General features: G+C 71.9%; 20 protein-coding genes and 5 pseudogenes. 8 read left to right on the forward strand and 17 right to left on the reverse strand.

From position 1 onward, the window contains the following. Nucleotides 1–59: 59 nt before the first annotated feature. From V9G19_RS28310 to V9G19_RS28320, 3 genes are all read right to left on the reverse strand, one after another. On the reverse strand, nucleotides 60–248 hold the full coding sequence (locus tag V9G19_RS28310) for a hypothetical protein (protein ID WP_462288700.1): 189 nt from the start codon (nucleotides 246–248) through the stop codon (nucleotides 60–62). Beyond that, the gene (locus tag V9G19_RS28315) at nucleotides 245–583 is read right to left on the reverse strand and encodes a hypothetical protein (RefSeq protein ID WP_462288701.1); all 339 of its coding nucleotides are present in this window, start codon (nucleotides 581–583) and stop codon (nucleotides 245–247) included. The genes V9G19_RS28310 and V9G19_RS28315 overlap by 4 nt, the downstream gene beginning before the upstream one ends. An 88-nt stretch (nucleotides 584–671) precedes the next feature. Then, nucleotides 672–836: a hypothetical protein gene (locus V9G19_RS28320; protein ID WP_462288702.1), complete on the reverse strand. Its 165-nt coding sequence runs from the start codon at nucleotides 834–836 to the stop codon at nucleotides 672–674. Nucleotides 837–921: 85 nt separating this feature from the next. On the opposite strand from V9G19_RS28320, the gene V9G19_RS28325 reads away from it, so the two are divergent. The 4 genes from V9G19_RS28325 to V9G19_RS28340 all read left to right on the forward strand — a co-directional run bounded on the left by V9G19_RS28325 (nucleotide 922) and on the right by V9G19_RS28340 (nucleotide 3,457). Continuing rightward, nucleotides 922–1,200, forward strand: coding sequence for a hypothetical protein (locus tag V9G19_RS28325; RefSeq protein WP_462288703.1), 279 nt, complete (start codon nucleotides 922–924; stop codon nucleotides 1,198–1,200). Nucleotides 1,201–1,345: 145 nt separating this feature from the next. Beyond that, the gene (locus V9G19_RS28330) at nucleotides 1,346–2,485 is read left to right on the forward strand and encodes a tetratricopeptide repeat protein (protein ID WP_462288704.1); all 1,140 of its coding nucleotides are present in this window, start codon (nucleotides 1,346–1,348) and stop codon (nucleotides 2,483–2,485) included. 119 nt (nucleotides 2,486–2,604) lie between these two features. Next, nucleotides 2,605–3,015 carry a hypothetical protein gene (locus V9G19_RS28335; protein ID WP_462288705.1) on the forward strand — a complete coding sequence of 137 codons (411 nt, stop codon included), beginning with the start codon at nucleotides 2,605–2,607 and terminating at the stop codon, nucleotides 3,013–3,015. Then, entirely contained in the window at nucleotides 2,987–3,457 is a 471-nt protein-coding gene (locus V9G19_RS28340) for a hypothetical protein (RefSeq protein WP_462288706.1), read from the forward strand. The genes V9G19_RS28335 and V9G19_RS28340 overlap by 29 nt, the downstream gene beginning before the upstream one ends. Before the next feature lie 6 nt (nucleotides 3,458–3,463). On the opposite strand, the gene V9G19_RS28345 is transcribed toward V9G19_RS28340, so the two are convergent. The 4 genes and pseudogenes from V9G19_RS28345 to V9G19_RS28360 form a co-directional block, all read right to left on the reverse strand. Further along, on the reverse strand, nucleotides 3,464–3,676 hold the full coding sequence (locus tag V9G19_RS28345; protein ID WP_462288707.1) for a hypothetical protein: 213 nt from the start codon (nucleotides 3,674–3,676) through the stop codon (nucleotides 3,464–3,466). A 219-nt stretch (nucleotides 3,677–3,895) separates the two neighbouring features. Then, the gene (locus V9G19_RS28350) at nucleotides 3,896–4,315 is read right to left on the reverse strand and encodes a polysaccharide deacetylase family protein (RefSeq protein WP_462288708.1); all 420 of its coding nucleotides are present in this window, start codon (nucleotides 4,313–4,315) and stop codon (nucleotides 3,896–3,898) included. 55 nt (nucleotides 4,316–4,370) lie between these two features. Then, nucleotides 4,371–4,862 (reverse strand): annotated as a pseudogene (locus tag V9G19_RS28355) (single-stranded DNA-binding protein); the annotation flags it as partial. Between the two features lie 321 nt (nucleotides 4,863–5,183). Beyond that, the gene (locus V9G19_RS28360) at nucleotides 5,184–5,816 is read right to left on the reverse strand and encodes a hypothetical protein (protein ID WP_462288709.1); all 633 of its coding nucleotides are present in this window, start codon (nucleotides 5,814–5,816) and stop codon (nucleotides 5,184–5,186) included. 815 nt (nucleotides 5,817–6,631) lie between these two features. Between V9G19_RS28360 and V9G19_RS28365 the strand changes: the two genes are divergently transcribed. The 3 genes from V9G19_RS28365 to V9G19_RS28375 all read left to right on the forward strand — a co-directional run bounded on the left by V9G19_RS28365 (nucleotide 6,632) and on the right by V9G19_RS28375 (nucleotide 9,585). Next, nucleotides 6,632–7,318, forward strand: a complete 687-nt coding sequence (locus V9G19_RS28365; protein WP_462288710.1) for a hypothetical protein — start codon at nucleotides 6,632–6,634, stop codon at nucleotides 7,316–7,318. A gap of 72 nt (nucleotides 7,319–7,390) precedes the next feature. Then, on the forward strand, nucleotides 7,391–8,710 hold the full coding sequence (locus V9G19_RS28370) for an adenylosuccinate synthetase (protein ID WP_462288711.1): 1,320 nt from the start codon (nucleotides 7,391–7,393) through the stop codon (nucleotides 8,708–8,710). Beyond that, nucleotides 8,707–9,585, forward strand: coding sequence for an MBL fold metallo-hydrolase (locus V9G19_RS28375; RefSeq protein WP_462288712.1), 879 nt, complete (start codon nucleotides 8,707–8,709; stop codon nucleotides 9,583–9,585). Before V9G19_RS28370 ends, V9G19_RS28375 begins: the two co-directional genes overlap by 4 nt. On the opposite strand, the gene V9G19_RS28380 is transcribed toward V9G19_RS28375, so the two are convergent. The 7 genes and pseudogenes from V9G19_RS28380 to V9G19_RS28410 all read right to left on the reverse strand — a co-directional run. Beyond that, a complete protein-coding gene (locus tag V9G19_RS28380) occupies nucleotides 9,539–10,339 on the reverse strand; it encodes a glycerol-3-phosphate dehydrogenase C-terminal domain-containing protein (protein WP_462288723.1) in 801 nt (266 codons plus the stop codon). The genes V9G19_RS28375 and V9G19_RS28380 overlap by 47 nt on opposite strands. A 61-nt stretch (nucleotides 10,340–10,400) precedes the next feature. Beyond that, nucleotides 10,401–11,411 (reverse strand): annotated as a pseudogene (locus V9G19_RS28385) (FAD-dependent oxidoreductase); the annotation flags it as partial. A 1,226-nt stretch (nucleotides 11,412–12,637) separates the two neighbouring features. Further along, nucleotides 12,638–13,222: a nucleotidyltransferase family protein gene (locus tag V9G19_RS28390; protein ID WP_462288713.1), complete on the reverse strand. Its 585-nt coding sequence runs from the start codon at nucleotides 13,220–13,222 to the stop codon at nucleotides 12,638–12,640. Continuing rightward, nucleotides 13,219–13,605 (reverse strand): GNAT family N-acetyltransferase, encoded by a 387-nt coding sequence (locus V9G19_RS28395; protein WP_462288724.1) that lies wholly within the window; start codon nucleotides 13,603–13,605, stop codon nucleotides 13,219–13,221. The genes V9G19_RS28390 and V9G19_RS28395 overlap by 4 nt, the downstream gene beginning before the upstream one ends. After that, nucleotides 13,530–13,748, reverse strand: a complete 219-nt coding sequence (locus tag V9G19_RS28400; RefSeq protein ID WP_462288714.1) for a hypothetical protein — start codon at nucleotides 13,746–13,748, stop codon at nucleotides 13,530–13,532. The genes V9G19_RS28395 and V9G19_RS28400 overlap by 76 nt, the downstream gene beginning before the upstream one ends. Beyond that, nucleotides 13,745–14,098: a hypothetical protein gene (locus tag V9G19_RS28405; RefSeq protein WP_462288729.1), complete on the reverse strand. Its 354-nt coding sequence runs from the start codon at nucleotides 14,096–14,098 to the stop codon at nucleotides 13,745–13,747. The genes V9G19_RS28400 and V9G19_RS28405 overlap by 4 nt, the downstream gene beginning before the upstream one ends. Before the next feature lie 203 nt (nucleotides 14,099–14,301). After that, nucleotides 14,302–14,877: pseudogene (locus tag V9G19_RS28410) on the reverse strand (PP2C family protein-serine/threonine phosphatase); the annotation flags it as partial. Between the two features lie 467 nt (nucleotides 14,878–15,344). Here V9G19_RS28410 and V9G19_RS28415 point away from each other — a divergent pair. Then, nucleotides 15,345–15,884, forward strand: a pseudogene (locus tag V9G19_RS28415) (isocitrate/isopropylmalate family dehydrogenase); the annotation flags it as partial. Nucleotides 15,885–16,145: 261 nt separating this feature from the next. Here the strand turns inward: V9G19_RS28415 and V9G19_RS28420 are convergent. From V9G19_RS28420 to V9G19_RS28430, 3 genes and pseudogenes are all read right to left on the reverse strand, one after another. Beyond that, entirely contained in the window at nucleotides 16,146–16,688 is a 543-nt protein-coding gene (locus V9G19_RS28420; RefSeq protein WP_462288725.1) for a polysaccharide deacetylase family protein, read from the reverse strand. Beyond that, nucleotides 16,658–16,789 (reverse strand): annotated as a pseudogene (locus V9G19_RS28425) (polysaccharide deacetylase family protein); the annotation flags it as partial. The gene V9G19_RS28420 and the pseudogene V9G19_RS28425, both read right to left, overlap by 31 nt. 352 nt (nucleotides 16,790–17,141) lie before the next feature. Continuing rightward, nucleotides 17,142–17,906, reverse strand: a 765-nt coding sequence (locus V9G19_RS28430; protein ID WP_462288715.1) for a hypothetical protein, incomplete at its 5' end; no start/stop codon positions are given.

Below are 17,906 nucleotides of genomic sequence, written 5' to 3' on the forward strand. Positions count from 1 at the left end.
AAGCGAGCCTTGATGAAGTACAGCACGCCGAAGAGCACGCACGCCGACGACGGCGTCCTTCATGAGCGCGTAGCCGACGCCCGAGAGCTCCACGGCATCGCCGCCGGGTTGGGGTCGAGGATCCAGAGGTTGAAATGCGGGTCGAACGCGCGGCCGACGAGGATGATCGTGCGCAGCAAGAGCACGGCGAAGCCCGTGAAGATCCCGTAGTGCGCGAAGCCGGCGGCCGCGTACTTGGGCATCTTCATCTGAGCGAGAGCGCCCAGAACAGCAGGTGCCCGCCGGCCTGCGCGGCGACGATGCCCGCGGCGCCGAGGAAGTACTGCGAGACATCGGAGTCGCCGAGGCCCGCGAGGGCGAGGGCGGGGGCGAGCACGGCGCTCACGGCGGCGCCGTACAGGATGGCCAGCCCGGGGAGGGTCGCCGTGCGGTGGTCGGGGGCGCCGGCCATGCGGTCGAAGAGGTGTTCCAGCCGGGCGTTGGCGGGCGCGCCGGTGAGGAGCAGACGAATGCGTCGGCTTGCGCTGTACCCGAAGAGGGCGAGCGCGGTGGCGACGAGGACCGTCATCGCGATGGGATTCATTCGCGTGGTGACCTGTTGGATGGGGTGAATGAGAGGGTCGGGCGTCGGACGCCCAGCGGGTCTATAGGGAAAACCCGGGGAGGGTCAATCAGCGCGGGAGCTTCGCGCCGAGGAAGGCGCGGAGCTTGATGAGGGTCTTCTCGTCGCGCGTGAAGCGCCGGCGCCGGGCGAAGCTCGCGCGCGCACGCCGTGACACGTCATGGCGAAACGCGGACTCCGCGCGGATGTCGCCGGTCTTGGCGACGTCGTCCACGGATGCGGCCGCGCGCGGCGCCGCGGGCGCAGGGTCTGGACGTAGTGCCTCGAGCCGCGGAAACTCTGCGTCGAGGAAGCTCTTGATGAGGTCCGCGTCGTGCGGCGAGGGCGGCGACGGTCTTGTGGTCGTCGGCCGAGAGGCCCGCGGCGAGGGCCTGCGCGGCGCCCACGCGGAGGATGAAAGCATCGTCGAGATACCCGATGTCGTCGATGCCATCGGGGATGAGGTCCATGGATTTGAACATGTAGTTCAGCGACCCGATGAGGGCCTTGCGAGCGGCCTCTGGGGCCTTCTCGTTGCCGATGACCTCGGCGATCGCCTCGGCGTCTTTGCCGAGCGAACGCAACCACTGGGGGAATGACTCAAGGTACCGGGCATCGACGTCGGTCGTCATGGGATCTCCAAAGATGGGTGCGGTGCTGGTGGGGGGTAGGCGTTGCGAGGCGGCGGATACTACCAGCGTGCGTTTGCTGCGTGCGAGGGATTCGTTGTGTTAGATCGCTGGGGTGTTGCGGCGCTGGGTCTTCGCGATCTTGTTGACCGGCTGCGCGTCGGGCGCGCCGCGCATGCACGAACGCATCGGCGGCGCCTCGCGGACGCGGCCCTTCGCGTCGCCGTCGGCCTACGAGGCCTACCTCCGCGCGGAGCTTCAAGCGCACGCGGGTGGGACCGACACCACGGCGGCCGAGCGGTACCTCTCGTACGCGGAGCTCGCGGACCCATCGGACGGGTATCTCCCGGCCCGCCGCGCGGAGCTGCTCCTGGCGCGCGGAGAGGGCGCCGAGGCGCTGCGGGTGCTGGCCGAGGCGACGGCGGCGCACCCGGACGCGAGCGCGGTGTGGATGGTGCTGGCCGAGGCTCGCCGCGCGACCGGAGACGCGGCGGGCGCGCAGGCGGCGGCGACGCGGGCGATGGCGCTCGACCCGGATGACCCGGACGTGCGGGCCCTGGCGGCGACGATCGCGGGCGCGAGCGAGGACACCGCGGCGCGCGCGCGGGAGCAGAGCCCGAACGCGGGGCCCGGAGACCGGGTGCTCGACCCGAACAGCCCGTTCCGAAGGCGGGCGCGGGCGGCGCGGCGGCAGCGGGCGAGGGAGGGCTTTCGCGCGGGGCGCTGGGCCGAGGTCGATCGGATCCTTACGCCGATGGTGGAGTCGGGCGACGGCGAGACGGCCGACCGGGTGCGACTGATCGAAGCGCGGGCACACCAGGGGCGGTGGCGCGACGCGGCGCGGCTGGTGCCGGGCGTGGCGGTGGAGGGCGACGGGGCCGTGACGCGTGCTGAAAGGGCACGGCTGTGGCTCGTGGCGGGCCATCCCGAGCAGGCGAGGGCCGAGGCCGAGGAGTCGCTCGCGGAGGACGGAGAAGACCCGCGCGCGGAGCTGGTGCTGGGCGAATCCCTCGGCGCGCTCGGACGTTGGGACCTGGCCTTGCGGGCCCTGGGCAGGATCACCGCACGCGAAGCAGAATTCGCAGAATCAAGAGAGCAGGCGGCGGTAGGACTGAATCTTCGGGGGATGCGCGAGACCGCCCTGGCGGTGCTCGACCGCGCCCTGCACGAGATGGAATCCCTGGGTATCTCCAGCGCGGGATCGGGAGCGATTGCAGGCCGCGAGGCGAATGATCGCGGGTGTGACGGGCAATGACCGGGAATCGTTGCCGCAGCCTTGACAGGCGTGGGTGGATGCATGAAACCAGCGCGGCGTAGAGGGCGCTTACCCTCTGCGAGGGTTCCTCACATTCTCTTTCAACAGGTGACATGACCATGCGTTCAGTTCTCTCGTTCACTGTGGGTCTTGCGATCGTGGCCGGAGCGTCTGTGGCAGGCGCGCAGGACATGGGCGGGACGACGACGATCTCGACCAACCAGGTGACTCCCTCGACCGCGACAGTGAGCGGCGAGTTGGTCACGACGACCTCTGGGGTGACGGATCACTCCGTGGTGGCTGGTCACCTCGGTCTTCGGTACTTCGGCTCGTCCGACCTCCCGGCGCTCTCGGCGGGCACGGGCGGAATGACCGGCACCGGCAGCGCGTCGCTCCAGACCGTGGGCATCCGGTACTGGCTCAACGGCAACCTCGGCCTCGACCTCGGTCTCCTCCCTCGGTCTTCGCTCGGGCAGCACCACCACCCAGACCACGGGCGGCATGGGCACCACCACCAACAGCGTCGATGACCCGGGCTTCTTCGGCTTCGGGATTTACGGCGCCGTCCCCCTGATGCTGGCCGAGTCCAAGCATGTGTCCATCCACCTGGACCCGTACCTCCGCCTGGCCTTCGGCCGCAGCGCGATCACCACGGGCTCGGGCAACGCCACGACCGACACCTCGCTGTCGGCCTTTCAGTTCGGCGTCGGCGCCAACGTGGCCGCGGAGCTTCAGTTCGGCTTCCTGGGCGTTCCGCAGCTCGCCCTCATCGGCCAGTTCGGCCTCGGGCTGAGCTTCCAGACCCAGAGCTTCAACCAGAACATGCCCGCCGTGAACATGAGCAACTCGGCCAGCCGGTCGCAGTTCTCGCTCGGCACCACCTTTGGCCCTGGCTACGGGCTCGCGGACATCATCTCCGGGTCGGTCTCGGCCGTGTGGTACTTCGGCGGCCAGCCCGGCGCGCACAACTGATCTCGCTCAGCGTCGCCGCGGCCCCGGAGGCGTTCTCCCTGGCTGCGGCGCCGTCGCCTGCGTCACCGGCACCAGCGGGTGCGTGCGCGGGTTGACGAGCGGCTCGTACAGCCCCTCCAAGCCCACGATCTCGTAGGGGGCCTCGCCGCGCGCCACGAAGGCCGCGTTGCGCCGCTCGATCTCCGTCGACGATGCGTCGGAAAGGCCGCGACGCTCCACGGCAGCGTGTCGTGCATGAGCAGCACGCCGCCGTGGGTCGAGCGATCGAGCTCCGCGCGCACGTTGGCGAGCACAGCCGTCCGCGGTGTTCACGCGCCAGTCGTTGGAGTCCATCGCCCAGAACACCGGCGTGTACCCGCGCGAGAACACCTCGCTGCACCGCGCGCGGGTGGTTGAGCGCCCCGTACGGCGCTCGAAAGAGGAACGGCCGCTGCCCGATCACCCCGCGCACGAGCGTCTCCGTGCGGTCGATCTCGAAGCGCAGGGTCGGCCGCGGCCATCGTGTCGATGCAGGTCGTGGTGGTACGTGTGGTTGCCCACGAGGTGCCCCGCGCGCCACGCGCGCAGGAGCACCGCGCGGTTGCGCCGCGCCACCTCGCCGTCGCCGTCCATGCGGTGCCCGGTGACGAAGAAGGTCGCGCGCAGGTGCCGCGCGCGAGAGCTCGTCGAGGAGCCTCGGCGTGGTCTCCCAGTTGGGCCCGTCGTCGAAGGTGAAGGCGATGCAGCGACGGCCGCACTGACCGCGCATGAGCCGCCCCGCGCGGTAGCGGTCAGACCAGAGGTTGCCGTCGTCGGATTTGATCTTGTAGCGCGACGTCTTCGATCGTCCCCGTGGCGAGGGACGCCAGCGGGAGGCACACGATCGCGAGCAAGTTGCGGTGAGGGAGCGATCGCACGCGCGCGAGACTACTCGTCACGCGGCGCGCGACGCCAGCGAGAGCTCAGAACGGGATGTCGTCGTCGTTGCCGCCGCCGCCGCCGATGTCGTCGGGGGGCACGTCGTGGGCGTCATCGCGCGCGGGCGCTCCGCGTCCACCACCGCCGCCTCCGCACCGCTCGCGGGACGACCGCCGAAGCCGCCGCCTCCGCCACCACCGCCGCCACGCGAGAAGCCGCCGCCGTCCGCCGCCGTGCTCTCCGCCTCCGCCGCCACCACCGCCGCCCTCACCGCGACGCCCGTCGAGGAGGATGAGGTTCGTCGCGACGATGTCGGTGGCCGAGCGTTCTTCACGCCGTCTTTGTCGTCGTAGGAGCGCGTCTCGATGCGGCCCTCGACGTAGATCCGCGAGCCCTTCGAGAGGAGCTTCGCGAGCGCCTCGGCGCGGGCGCCCCACAGCACGACGTTGTGCCAGTGGGTGACCTCCTGCCGCGTGCTTGTTGGCTGATCGACGTACGACTCCGTCGTCGCGAGACTGCATCTTCAGCACCGAGCGCCCGTCCGGTGCGTGGAGCGCAGCTCCGGATCGGCGCCGAGGTTGCCGATCAGCATCGCCTTGTTGAGTCCGTCTTCCGGCCTTCTCTCGTCTGCCATCTTCGTGGTCTTTCTGCGTCGAAACAGCGGGTTCTCTCCACCGCGGTCAAATTCATGGGCCAGACGTTAGAACCCTCAACGCTGCCCCACCACGGACCATCCGTGGCCGCGATGCAGAAACTCTGTCCACCGAACCCGGCGTAGAGCAACTTCACGGCGGACATTCCCTGTCACCGCCGCGTGAATTTTCGCGTGCTATCTGACTTGTCCCGTGCGCCCGACGCGGCCCATAACCTTCGCGGCCCACATCGGGAGGGAGACGCCACCGTGATCACCGTACTCGAGTGCCCCCACTGCGGCGCGGGGCTCCCCAAAGAGTTCGCCGTCAGCGGCGTGCACGTGTGCGCCTACTGCAAGCGCGCGCTGCTCGTCCACGCCGAGGAGTGGCGCCCGAAGCCCTCCGTCGAAGCCGTCGATCCGCCCATGTTTCCAGGGGCTCCGCGCGTGACCGTGCAGGGCGTGAGCTTCATCGTCGAGGGCCGCATCGCGCAGGGCGAAGGGTGCGATGTCTTCCTCGGGCGACGCGACGCGCGCATCACCGAGCGGGTGGTGCTCAAGGTCGTGCGCGCCCTCGCCGACAGCGACCTCCTCGCCCGCGAGTGGTCGGTGTTGAGCGCCCTGCACGACAGCCGCGCGCAAGGCGCCGAGCACTTCACCACCCTGCTCCCGCAGCCCGTCGCGCACGGCCCGCTCTCGCCCGCCGCCCCCGCCCGCCTCGCGTCCGCCTACCGCTGGCGCAGCGGCTTCGTGCACACGCTCGAAGACGTGCGCGCGCGCGCACCCGAACGGCGTCGACCCGCGCGCCGCCGTGTGGATCTGGAAGCGCACCGCTGGAGCTCCTCGGGCTGGGTCCACCGCGCGGGCTACGTCCACGGCGCGGTGCTCCCCGCGCACCTCCTCGTGCACGCGCGGGACCACGGCGTCGTGCTCGCGGGCTGGTCCGCGCGATGCGCCACGTCGCGCGCACGCGAGAAGCTCCCCGCGCTGCAGCGCGTCGCGCGCGAGGGTTCTACCCGCGCCGCGCGTGTGGATCGGCGCGCCCGCGACGCACGCCACCGACCTCACCATGGCCGCGCGCTGCGGTGGCTCTACGCGCTCGGCGGAGACCGTCGCGATGGGGACGGTCCCGACGTCCGTCCCGGCGCCCCTCGCGAGGCTCGTGAGCGCGTACGCGAACCTCTACGCGCGAGCGCCGCGCGCCGACGACGCGTGGGAGATCATGGAGCGCGTCGGCGCACGCCGGCCGTGCCCGCCTACGGACCCGCCGCGGTATCACGCCTCTCACCATGCCCGGCTGGCGCTGAGCGCCCGCGCAGGACGAAGGACTCACGCACATGGGATACGGCGGATACAGCCACGAGGCGCACGAGGCGATCACCAAGCGCCCGCGCGCGAGCTGCCCGCGGCAGGAGGTGTTCAAGCAGACGCAGCTGCCACCCGCTGATGGACCCGCACGGGCGTGAAGTTCCGCGAGTGCGCGCGACAGCCCCACGCACCCCAACTCCGTCGGGCATCGTGTTCGCGCTCGACGTCACGGGCTCCATGGGCGCAGATCCCCGAGCTGCTCGCGCGCAAGCGAGCTGCCCGACCTTCATGAAGACCCTCCTCGACACGCGGGATGCGCCGACCCGCAGGTGCTCTTCATGGCCGTCGGCGACGCCACGTGCGACCGCGCCCCGCTCCAGGTCGGGCAGTTCGAATCGGCCGCCAAGGAGATGGACCAGTGGCTCACCTGGAGCTTCCTCGAAGGCGGCGGCGGCGCGCTCGGCACCAGGAGTCGCTACGAGCTCGGGCTGTACGTCGCCGCGCGCCACACCGACATGGACTGCTGGAGCAAGCGCGCGCACCGCGGCTACCTCTTCATGACCGGCGACGAGGACCCGTACCCGCGCGTGTCGCGCCAGCAGGTCGAGACGCTCATCGGCGACAAGCTCACCGATGACATCCCCACCGCGCGCCGTGGTCGACGAGCTCTCCAGCGCACCTTCGAGCCGTTCTTTCTCATCCCCGACCCGGGCCGTCGCAAGCGGTGCGAGCGCGCGTGGCGCGACCTCCTGGGCGACCGCGTGATCGTGCATGGACGACCCCGTCGGACACCTGCTTCGTCGCCGCGCGCGCTCGTCGCCCTGCTGCGAGGGCGCCGTGAGCCGACATCGACGCCCTCGCCCGGCGCCTGCAGGCCCAGCGGGGTCGATGGAAAGCGCCTCGGCGCCGTCGTGCGCGCGATCACCCCCTTCGCCGCCTCGCTCGGCCGCGACGGCGCCGCGCGCCCGGTCACCACCGACGCGGCGATCCCCACCGGCGACGGATCCAGCGGTCACCGCCGCTGACGGCATCCTCCGCACCCTCCTCCTCCGCGACCGAGCAGCACCGTGTCAAAACCACTTCCCCGTAGGGCTTTCGTGGTCGTCGATCTCGGCTTCGGCGACGCCGGAAAGGGCACCCTCACCGACCACCTCGCCCGCACCCGCGGCGCCCACACCGTCGTGCGCTTCAACGGCGGCGCGCAGGCCGCGCACAACGTCGTCACCCCCGACGGACGCCACCACACCTTCTCGCACGTCGGCGCCGCGAGCTTCGTCCCCGGCGTCGAGACCTTTCTCTCGCGCCACATGGTCGTGCACCCGCTCGCGCTCGTGGTCGAGGCCCGCCACCTCGCGCAGAAGGGCCTCCCCGACGTGCTCTCGCGCGTCTCCGTCAGCGAGCACGCGCGCGTCACCACCCCCTACGCCCAGGCGGCGTGTCGGCTCCGCGAGATCGCCCGCGGCGCACACCGCCACGGCTCCTGCGGCGTCGGCGTCGGCGAGACCGTCCGCGACGCCATCGCCCTCGGCGACGGCGCCATCGTCGCCCGCGACCTCTCGGACGACGACGCGCTGCGCGACAAGCTCCGGCGGCTCCAGGCGCACAAGCACCACGAGCTCCGCGACGAGATCCGCGCGCTGCGGGGCTCGCCCGAGGCCGCAGGCGAGATCGCGCTGCTCGAGGGCGCCCGCACCAACGACGACTTCATCGCCGCGCTCGCGGAGTTTCGCGCGCGGGTTCGGGTGGTGGGCGACGAGCACCTCCGGGGCCTCCTCGCCCGCGACGGCGCCGTGGTCTTCGAAGGCGCGCAGGGGGTGCTCCTCGACGAGTGGCGAGGCTTTCACCCGTACACCACCTGGAGCACCTGCACCTTCGACAACGCCCTCGCGCTGCTTGAATCCAGCGGGTATTCAGGCGAAATCGTGCGGCTCGGGGTGCTGCGCACGTACGCCACGCGGCACGGGGCGGGGCCCTTTCCGACCGAGGACGTCACGCTCGCGCCCGCCGTCCCCGAGGCGCACAACGGGCTCGGGCCGTGGCAGGGGGCGTTTCGCGTCGGACACCCCGACCTCGTGCTGTGGCGCTACGCGCTCGCCTGCACCCGCGGCGTCGACGCGCTCTGCGCCACCCACACCGACCGGCTCGCCCCCCGCTGGAAGGTCTGCACCCGCTACCAGGGCCAGACGGACCTTCCGCTCGGCCCCTTCACCGACCTCGCCCATCAAGAAACCCTCACCCAGGCGTTGTTTTCAGCCGTTCCTGAGTACGAGACGGTCGCGCTCGGTGACGCGCCCGAGGGCGCCTTCTGCGACTACCTCTCGGGCGCCCTGGGGGCTCCGGTGGCCATCACCTCGCACGGCCCGCGCGCCGACCAGAAGCGCGAGCGCGCCCCGCTCGGTGTACCGTCTCGCGGGTGAAGATCCACCACCTCAACTGCGCCACCATGTGTCCGCCGTCGCCGCGGATCCTCCAGGGCGAAGGCCCCCTGCTGGGCTTCTCGCGCCTCGTCTGTCACTGCCTCCTCATCGAGGGCAAACACGGCCTCATCCTGGTCGACACCGGCCTCGGAACGCCCGACCTCGCCCACCCCAAGGTCAACCTCGGCGCGGGCTTTCTCGCCGTCGCCCGCCCGACGCTCACGCTCGCCGAGACCGCGCTCCACCAGGTGCGCGCGCTGGGCTTCTCCGCGGCCGACGTGCGCCACATCGTGCTCACCCACCTCGACCTCGACCACGCCGGCGGCCTGCCCGACTTCCCCGACGCGGCGGTGCACGTGATGTCCGCCGAGCACGACGCCGCGACGCAGCCGCGCTCTCTCCCCGAGCGCGAGCGCTACCGCCCGATGCACTGGGCCCACGGGCCCAAATGGGCGCTCCACACGACCGCGGGCGAGCACTGGCGCGGCTTCGAAAGCGTGCGCGCGCTGCCCGACACCGACGACGAGGTACTCATGCTCCCGCTGCCCGGACACACCCGCGGCCACGCCTGCGTCGCCGTCAACGCCACCGACGGCTGGCTCGTCCACTGCGGCGACGCGTACTTCTTCCGCGGCGAGGTGGACCCCGCGCGCCCGCACAGCACCCCGGGGCTCTCGCTCTTTCAAAAGCTCGTGTTCACCACGCGCGACAGCCTCGCGGCCAACCACGCGCGGCTCCAGCGGCTGGTGGCCGAGCACGGCCGCGACATGGCCGTCTTCTGCGCCCACGACCCGGTCGAGCACGCGTTTCTCGCGGGCGACGGGGCCGTCAGTCCGCCGCCGGGGCTTCGGCAGCGGGCGAAAAATACTCGTTGAGCCGCGCCTCGCCCGCGTCGCCGAACAAGATCGCGCAGGCCTCGCGCAGCCCGGGTGAGCGTTCGAGCGCGTCGCGCCGCACCACCAGCGCGATCTTCGAGCGCCGCCGCAAGAAGTCGTCGAGCTTCGTGATCATCTCGCGCCGCGCCGCCTGCTCGATCTCCGCGCGGATGTATTCGGCGTTCTCGATCAAGAGCTCGGCCATCTTCGGGTCGGCGCGGATGGCTTCGAGCATCGCCAGCGCGGCGGTTCCGTAGCGGCGCCACAGCCGCGTCGAGAGCTTCTCGGACGCGCTCGGGGCGGTCATCGCGTCGAGGTCCATCCGCCGCGCCTGGTGAAAATACTCGTCCCGCACGCCGTCTGGCGCCTCGCCGTACCACTTGAGCGCCGGGTACGGCAGCGCCACCCCGAGGCCCGGCATCAGCGCCGCGACCTCCTCGCCCACGTTCAGGCAGTCGGTGAGCTTTCCGCCGAAGATGCTGATGTGCCGGGCGTCCGCGTCGCACTCCACCGCGTGCTTGCGCGACAGCCGAAACCAGTCGGCCCCCTTCTGCGACGACCCGCTCACCACCAGCGGCCGCACCCCGCAGCGCTCGGCGATGATGTCCGCCGTCGTGAGCGGCCGCGCGAGCTTGAGGCGCTTGTTGATGTTGTCGAGCACCATCGCCCGGTCCTCGGGCGTGACCTCGCGCGTCGGAGACTCCACCCGCGTGTCGGTCGTCCCGATGCACGTCTTGGGGCCCATCGGGATCACGAAGAACAAGCCGCCCGTCGTCCGCGAAGAACGTCAGCACCCGCTTGTGCGGCGTCAGCCGATCGACCAGCAGGTGAATGCCCTTGGAGAGCACGTGGTGGTGCTTTGTCTCCACCCGGCTCTGCGCGTTGTGCGCGTCCACCATCGGTCCGCACGCGTTGATCAGCACCCGCGCCCGCACGCTGAACCGATCGCCCGTCATCTCGTCGCAGAGGCGCACCGTCCACCCGTCGCCGTCGCGCGTGGCCCCCTCGGAGCTCACGTAGTTGGCCGCCGTGCACCCGTGATCGAGCGCGCGCCGCACGAAATTGAACACGAAGCGCGCGTCGTTGTCGTGCAGGTACGCGTCCGAGTACTCGAACCCGCCGTCCAGGCGCTCGGTGTTGATGATGGGCTCGTCGCGCGCGATGTCGGCGACCGAGAGCAGCTTCGGCGTGCGGGTGAAGAAGCGCCCGAGCAGCCAGTAGAGCCACGTGCCCACCCACAGCTTGAGCCGGCCGTGGCGAAAGCCCCGCTCGTGGGCCGTGAAGAACCGGATCTCTTCGACCGTCGAGGGGTACGACCGGATCAGGTGGTTGCGCGAGCGGCAGAGCTTGGAGACCAGCCCGAACTCGAAGCTCTCCATGTACTTGATCCCGCCCCAGGCGAGGTTGGAGGACTCCTGGCTGGTGAGCCCGGCGAAATCCGCGCGGTCGATCAGCGCCACGCTCGCCCCGCGCGCCGCGAGGCACGCCGCGGACACCGCGCCGTTGATGCCGCCGCCCACGATCAGCACGTCAAAGCTCGTGCGCTGTAACTTCTGGAGGTTGGTCTCTCGGAGGGTCACGTCGGCCGCCGTATGGGAGTGGCCCATATCACTCGAACGGGCGGTTTTCATCTCCCTTGATTTCCGCGATGATGCTCCAAGGCCGGGACCAATGAGACAGAGACGACTGTGGATCGCGGTGGTTCCGCTGCTGGCGTCGGCGCCCGCGGGCGCGCAGACGGTGGCGACGATCGCCGCGCGGCACGCGTGCAGCACCGACGGCGTGGTCGGGATCACCAACCAGCTCATCGCCACGCAGCTGTGCATGTTCCCGGGGGTGTTCGTGAACGCGACGCCGCACGCCAACGTGTCGGTCACCTCGTCGCGCGTCTCGACCCTGATGCTCGCCTCCGCCCGCGACGCCCTCTGGACCGCCTCGCGCTCGCTCAACCTCCAGCTCAACTCGGTGCTTCCGCACCCTCGCCGACCAGTACGTGCTCTACCACTCGGGCGCGTGCGGCCTCGCGGCGACCCCGGGCGCGTCGAACCACGAGACCGGCCGCGCGGTGGACCTCGCCAACTGGTCCGCCGCCCTCGGCCCCATGACCCGCGCGGGCTGCGCGCACCCGTACCCCGGCCGCGACGACGTGCACTTCGACTGCCCGGGCGCCAACCGCCAGGCCGAGTCCATCCGCGCCTTTCAGCACCTCTGGAACGTCAACAACGCCGGCGACACGCATCGCCGAAGACGGCGCCTACGGCCCGCAGACCGCGTCTCGCATGGCCCGCTCGCCCGCCGGCGGCTTCGCCCGCAACGGCTGCGCCGCGCCGCCGCCACCGCCGCCGCCGCCCCCTCCGCCGCCGCCCGCGGCCACCTACGTCGCCACGCTCGCGAGCGTTCACTGCCCTGCAGAGGGCACCGCGGGCGATCGTCCGGTGGCCTTCGTCGAGTATCGCAACACCGGGACCGCCACCTGGGACGTGCGCAACACCCGCCTCGGAACCACCGTTCCGCGCGACCACCGCGGGGTGTTCTACGACCCGGCCAACTGGACGCAGGCCAACCGCCCGAGCGCCGTCGACGCCCCCACCGCCCCCGGCGCCGTCGGCCGCTTCTCGTTCGTGCTCGCGCTGCCCGACGTGACCGCCGACACCATCGTGCGCGAGCACTACGGCCTCGTGCAAGAGGGCTCCGCGTGGTTCGGACCCGCCGACGACGTGGTGCAGTGCGCGGTGATGGTGCACCCCGCCGCCGACGCCTCCACCGACGCCGAAACGCCCATTCCGCCCGAGGATGCTGCGCTGGAGGACGCGAGCGCCGACGCCTCCGACGCAAGCGCCGACGCGAGCGCCGACGATGTCCCGGTGATCCTCACCGACGCCGCCACCGACGCGCGCGACGAGTCCGCGAGCCCGCCCCCCGACGACGCGGGCTGTCAGTGCGTCGCGCCCGGCGTGCTCCCGCCGTCGCGCCACCTCGCCGCCGGCCTCGTCGTCGCCCTCGCGCTCTCGCTCCGCCGTCGCCGCCGACGCGCGAAATCCGTCGTAATTTCTCACAGTTTGCGCGTCGCGAGCCAGCGCGCGAGCTCGGCGGGCGTGTCGAGGTCCGCCGTCACCCGCGGGTCGTCCACCGCCACCCGCGCCACCGCGTCGCCCCGCGCCCGCAGCACGTCCCGCAGCGTCGGCGCGCCGTCGCGGTAGGCCCCGAGCCACGACGCGCGCACCACCACCGGATGCCCCCCGGCGCCCGCGTACACGGGCTTCGCCGCGCCCGACGCCGTCGCCGCGGCCACCAGCGCGGCCATCACCACAGCGCTCACCGGCAGCGCGTCGGTGGGCGTGATGGCCACCAGCTCGCCCGCGTCACACGCCACCGCCGCGAGGCCCGCCCGCAGCGACCCGGCCGCGCCCGACGCCTCGGGCTCGGTCGAGCGCACCAGGACCACCGCCGCGGGCCTGGGGAGCGCCTCCAGCGCCTCGGCCACGTCGGGCCGCACCACCACCCCCACCGCCCGCGCGCCCGCCGCCACGAGGGCCTCTGCGTGCGCCAGCGCCAGCGGAGCGCCGCCCCACGCCAGCAACGCCTTGGGGCCGCCCATGCGCGTTCCCTGACCGGCGGCGAGCACCAGGCCGATCACGGCCGGCGCTTCTCGTACTCCAGCACCTCGCCGAACATGTCGTGCGGAATCGTCCCGAGCCGCTGCATCCCGATCTTCTCCAGCACGCGCTGCGAGGCGTGGTGGAACGGCGGCGTGATGGCCCGCACGACGGACACCTCGGGCTGCTGGATGGCCCAGTCCAGGGCGGCGCGGGTGCCCTCGGTCGCGTAGCCCTGGCCCTGCGACTCGCCCTCGACCCCGTAGGCGATCTCGACCTCGCCTTGCGCGTCGGGGCCGCCGTGAAAGACCACGCTCCCGACGATGACGGCGCGCTCGCGGGAGATCATCACCCGGTCGCCCCAGAGGCGGTGGGTGGGGTTGGCGCGGATGCGTTCGAGCGAGGCGGAGAAGGCCCGCTCGATGAGGTCGCGACCGGGCCGACGAGCCGCGGGAGCGTCGCGCCCACCAGGGCCTCGGTGTCGCCCCGTCGCCCTGCCATCACCGCCTCGACCACCGACAGCGTGATCGGAACGAGCCGCAGCCGCGGCGTCTCCAGCACGCTCACGTCGGCTCCGGTGGGTCGCCCGTCTCCGTCGTCGTCGCGATCGGGCCGATCTCGGTGTCTTCGTCGGTGAACGCGGGCATCGGTCGCACCTCGGTCACGTCGCTTTGGTCGTGCGCGGGGTGAGCCTCGTCCTCGACCTTGACCACCAGGGCGGTGATGTTGTCCTCGCCGCCGTGCTGCGTTGGCGCGAGCGCGATGAGGGCCTCGCAGGCCGCGTCGGCGTCGCTGCGTGGGCGAGCAGCGTCCGAGGATCTCCGTCGTCGGAGATCATCCCCGAGCAGGCCGTCGGAGCAGAGCACGAAGCGGTCGCCCGCGCGCGAGCTCGTCGCGACGACAGGTCGACCATGCACCGCGCTCGGTCATGCCGAGGGCGCGGGTGATCACGTTGCGCGGGAGCTCGTCGCGCTGCGCCTGCCGTGAGGTCGGGCATCGCGCGCGAGGTACTCGTTGACGAGCGAGTGGTCCTGCGTGAGCTGCGCGATGCGCGCCGTCGCGCACGCGGTAGCACCGGCTGTCGCCCACGTGGCCGACGTAGGCCCGCGCGCTGCCTCGGGGCGACCAGCACGCCCACGACGGTGGTGCCCATGCCCCGGTGGTCGTCGCTTGCGCGCGCTGTCGCTCGTAGATGGACTTGTTGGCGACCTTGATGCCCGTCAGCAGCCGGTTCTCTTCGGCCGAGAGCGCGGGGTCGTAGTGAAAGGGCCAGGTGGCGTCTTCGCGCGCGGTGCTGTCGAAGAACGCGCGCAACCGTCTCCGTGGCCATCTTCGAGGCGACGTCGCCCGCGCGGTGGCCGCCCATCCCGTCGGCGACGAGGAAGAGCCCGTGCCGGTCGAGCAGCGCGAAGCTGTCCTCGTTGTGCTCGCGGTGGAGCCCGACATCCGTTCGTCCGGCAGCGATGACCTTCAGCGGCATTCCGCACGGACCTGCGGAGCGTTTCACTCTCCGACGCGCCCATGTCAAGCGTGACGACTGCGCGAGCGGCGGTTTCGGTCTGTCAATGGCGGTCGATGATGTAGGCCCCGGGCACCCTGCGATGGCAGCGCACCCAGCGCAGTCGCGGTCATCCCGGGTGACGGCATCGGCGCGGAGGTCATCTGCGCGAGGCCGCTCGAGCTCCTGAGAGCTCATCGACCAACGCCGCCTCGACCTCTGACCTGTGGCACCTCGACCTCGGCGCCGACCGCTATCTTGCGCGACGGGACCACCATGCCCACGGAGACCTTCGACGGAGATCCAAGACGACCTGCGGCGCCATCCTCCTCGGCGCGCTCGGCGACCCGCGCGGTGCCGTCCAACCGAGCACGCGCGCGGACATCCTCTTCGGCTTTCGCTTCGGCCTGGAGCTCTACGCCAACATCCGCCCCGTCAAGTGCCTCGACGACCGCCTGTGCCCGCTCAAGCACCAGCGGCGCCGCCGGACGTCGACTTCGTGGTGTTCCGCGAGAACACCGAGGGGGTCTACGTGAACGTCGGCGGCCAGGTTCGCAGCGGGGCACGCCCGACGAGATCGCCATCAACGAGGACATCAACACCCGCAAGGGCGTCGAGCGGATCATCCGCGCGGCCTTCGAGTTCGCCAAGGCGAACACGGCAAGAAGCGCGTGCACATGGCCGACAAGAGCAACGCCATGAAGCACGCGCACGAGCTGTGGCAGCGCGTGTTCCGCGAGGTCGCGGCGGAGTACCCGGGCATCGACGCCGCGGCACGTCTACGTCGACGCGCTGTGCCTCTACATGGTGCACGAGCCCGACGCAGTATCGAGGTGATCGTCACCAACAACCTCTTCGGCGACATCGTCACCGACCTCGGCGCGGCGCTCCAGGGCGGCCTCGGGCATGGCCGCGCAGCGCGAACATCCACCCCGGGCGACGCCTCGCGCTGTTCGAGCCCGTGCACGGCAGCGCCCCGCCGCATCGCCGGGAAGGACGTCGCCAACCCCTTCGCCGCGCGCGCTCACCGTCGGGATGATGCTCACGCACCTCGGGCGCACGACGGCGCTCGAGGCCCTCATCGAAGACGCCGTGCGCGACTGCATCGACGCGGGCGAGCTGCACCGCGCGACGTGGGCGGCTCGCTCGGCACGCACGCCGCGGCCGAGGCGCTGCGCCGCCGCGTCGCCCTCGCGCTGGAGTAATCGCGCGAGCGCGGTGGTGATGTCGCGCCCGGCCCCGCGAGCGGCGGACAACCTCAATCCCCGCGTGCGCTTCCCCGTCGTGCGCCGCGTGCTCCTGCGCTGCGGGCGCTGCCCCGGCGTCGTGCGCCCCCGCGTCGTGCGCCGTCGCGTCGTGCGCCACCGCCGCGTCGCTGTCTTCGCTCACCGCGCCCGTCGTCGGCTCGACCCCGGCGTCACGGCTCGCGTGCGGCTGCCCCGCCAGCGCCGCCGCCGCCGCCTCGATCATCGGCAGCCGCTCGCGCGCTCCGGCGAGGTATCTCCGCGCGTCCACGATCTCGTACGGCGGGCGGTGGTCGGCCACCGCGATCGCGGTTCGTCACGCTCGATCCACTGCGAAGATCTTCGGAACGGCGTTGACGCTCCACGGGTGCGTGTCGTGGAGGAGCACGGTCCCGCCGGCGTGGTTGGCGATGCTCGAGGATCACCCGCTGCGCCACCGTCTCCGAGTCGCCCACGACGCAGGTAGTCGTGCGGGTCGATGGACCAGAGCCACAGCTCGTTGTGCAGCGACGACGATGTGCCGCCGCACGTCCTCGCTGTACGCGCCGTAGGGCGGGCGGAAGCAGGTGGGGCCGCTCGCCGATGACTCCGCTCGATGAGGTCGGCGTTGTGGTCGATCTCGTAGGCGATCTGCGCGGGCGTGAGCTGCGGGAGCACCCGGTGGTGCACCGTGTGGTTGCCCACGATGTGCCCGCGCGCGACGATGTCTCGCAGGATCTGCCGCGCGCGCGTGAGCGCAGGGGCTCCTCGGCCTCCATGCGCCATCCGCACACGAAGAACACCGCGTGGACGTGCGCCCGGTCGAGGATGTTCGAAGCAGCCGGTCGGTGGTGCCCGGGGTTGGGGCCGTCGTCGAACGAGAACAAGATCTCGTGCGAGCTCGGGACGGCCCGATGCGAGAGGTCCCACGCGCGTGCGAAGCCGCGCCTCGGGGTTGAGCAGCGCGGGCGGCCACACGTCCTCCACCGTCGGCCCCGTGTCCGGCGGGATCACCGTCACCACGGGCTCCATGTGCCCCGACGCGTCCGGCGCCGCGAAGGTCTGCGGCCGATGGAACCCCACCCGCAACACCCGCTGCACCGGCCGCGTGGTGGAAAGGGCCATCCACCCGCCGGTCACCACCGCCGCGGCCACCGCGAGCACCGCCACCGCGCGGAACGCGAGCATCTGGGACCGTTGGCTCATCTCAAGCGAAGCGCGCAATACACCGCTTTTCGCCTACGGGCCACTTTGCGCAGTGAACCACGCCACCACCCGCGCCGCCCGCTCCGCCGGCAGCCGGTCGGCCACCAGCACCCGCCGCCCCGCGCGCGCCACCAGCGACACACGCCCCGGCGCCACCGTGCGCGCCGCGAGCGCCCCCGCCACCGTCGTCACCGTCGCCGTCGCGTACCGATGCGCCAGCACCGTGGTGGCGCGCCCGGAGAACTCCACGGACTGCGCGTCGGGGTGCCCAGCGGGGCCTTCGTCCATCGCGACCGTCCACACGAGCGCGCTCTGGGCGAGGCCCTCCGCCGCCACCGCCGCGCCCCCGTCGCTCGGATGAACCGCCCCGCGCGGAACCAGCAGCACCGCCCGATCACCGCCCCACCCCCCCGCCGCGCTCTCCGCCTGCGGGACGCTCAGCGCGTCTTCGAAGAAGAACCGCGCGTTGAGCTCGCCCATCACGTCGTCGTAGGCCACCGCCCACCCGTCCGCCAGGGGCTCCGGCAGCGTCGCCGCCACGTCGATCGGGAGCTCGCGCGCGCTGAGCTTCTCCGCGTGCAGCACCTGCTCGGTGGACTCGGGCGGGCGCGCCAGCAGCGCGTCGATCGGTCCGTACCCATCGCCGCCGTGCAGCAGCCGCGCGCACATCGAGAAGCCCGACAGGTACGGGAAGAGCAACGTCTCACGGATCGCCCGCGGCGCCGCGGCCAGCCGTGGTTGCTGCGCGCCGTCAAACTGCCCGCGCATGATGGAGCAAGACGCCAACCGAGCCGAGGC

It is taken from the genome of Nostocoides sp., assembly GCF_037045025.1.
Classification (GTDB): Bacteria; Actinomycetota; Actinomycetes; order Actinomycetales; family Dermatophilaceae; genus Nostocoides_A.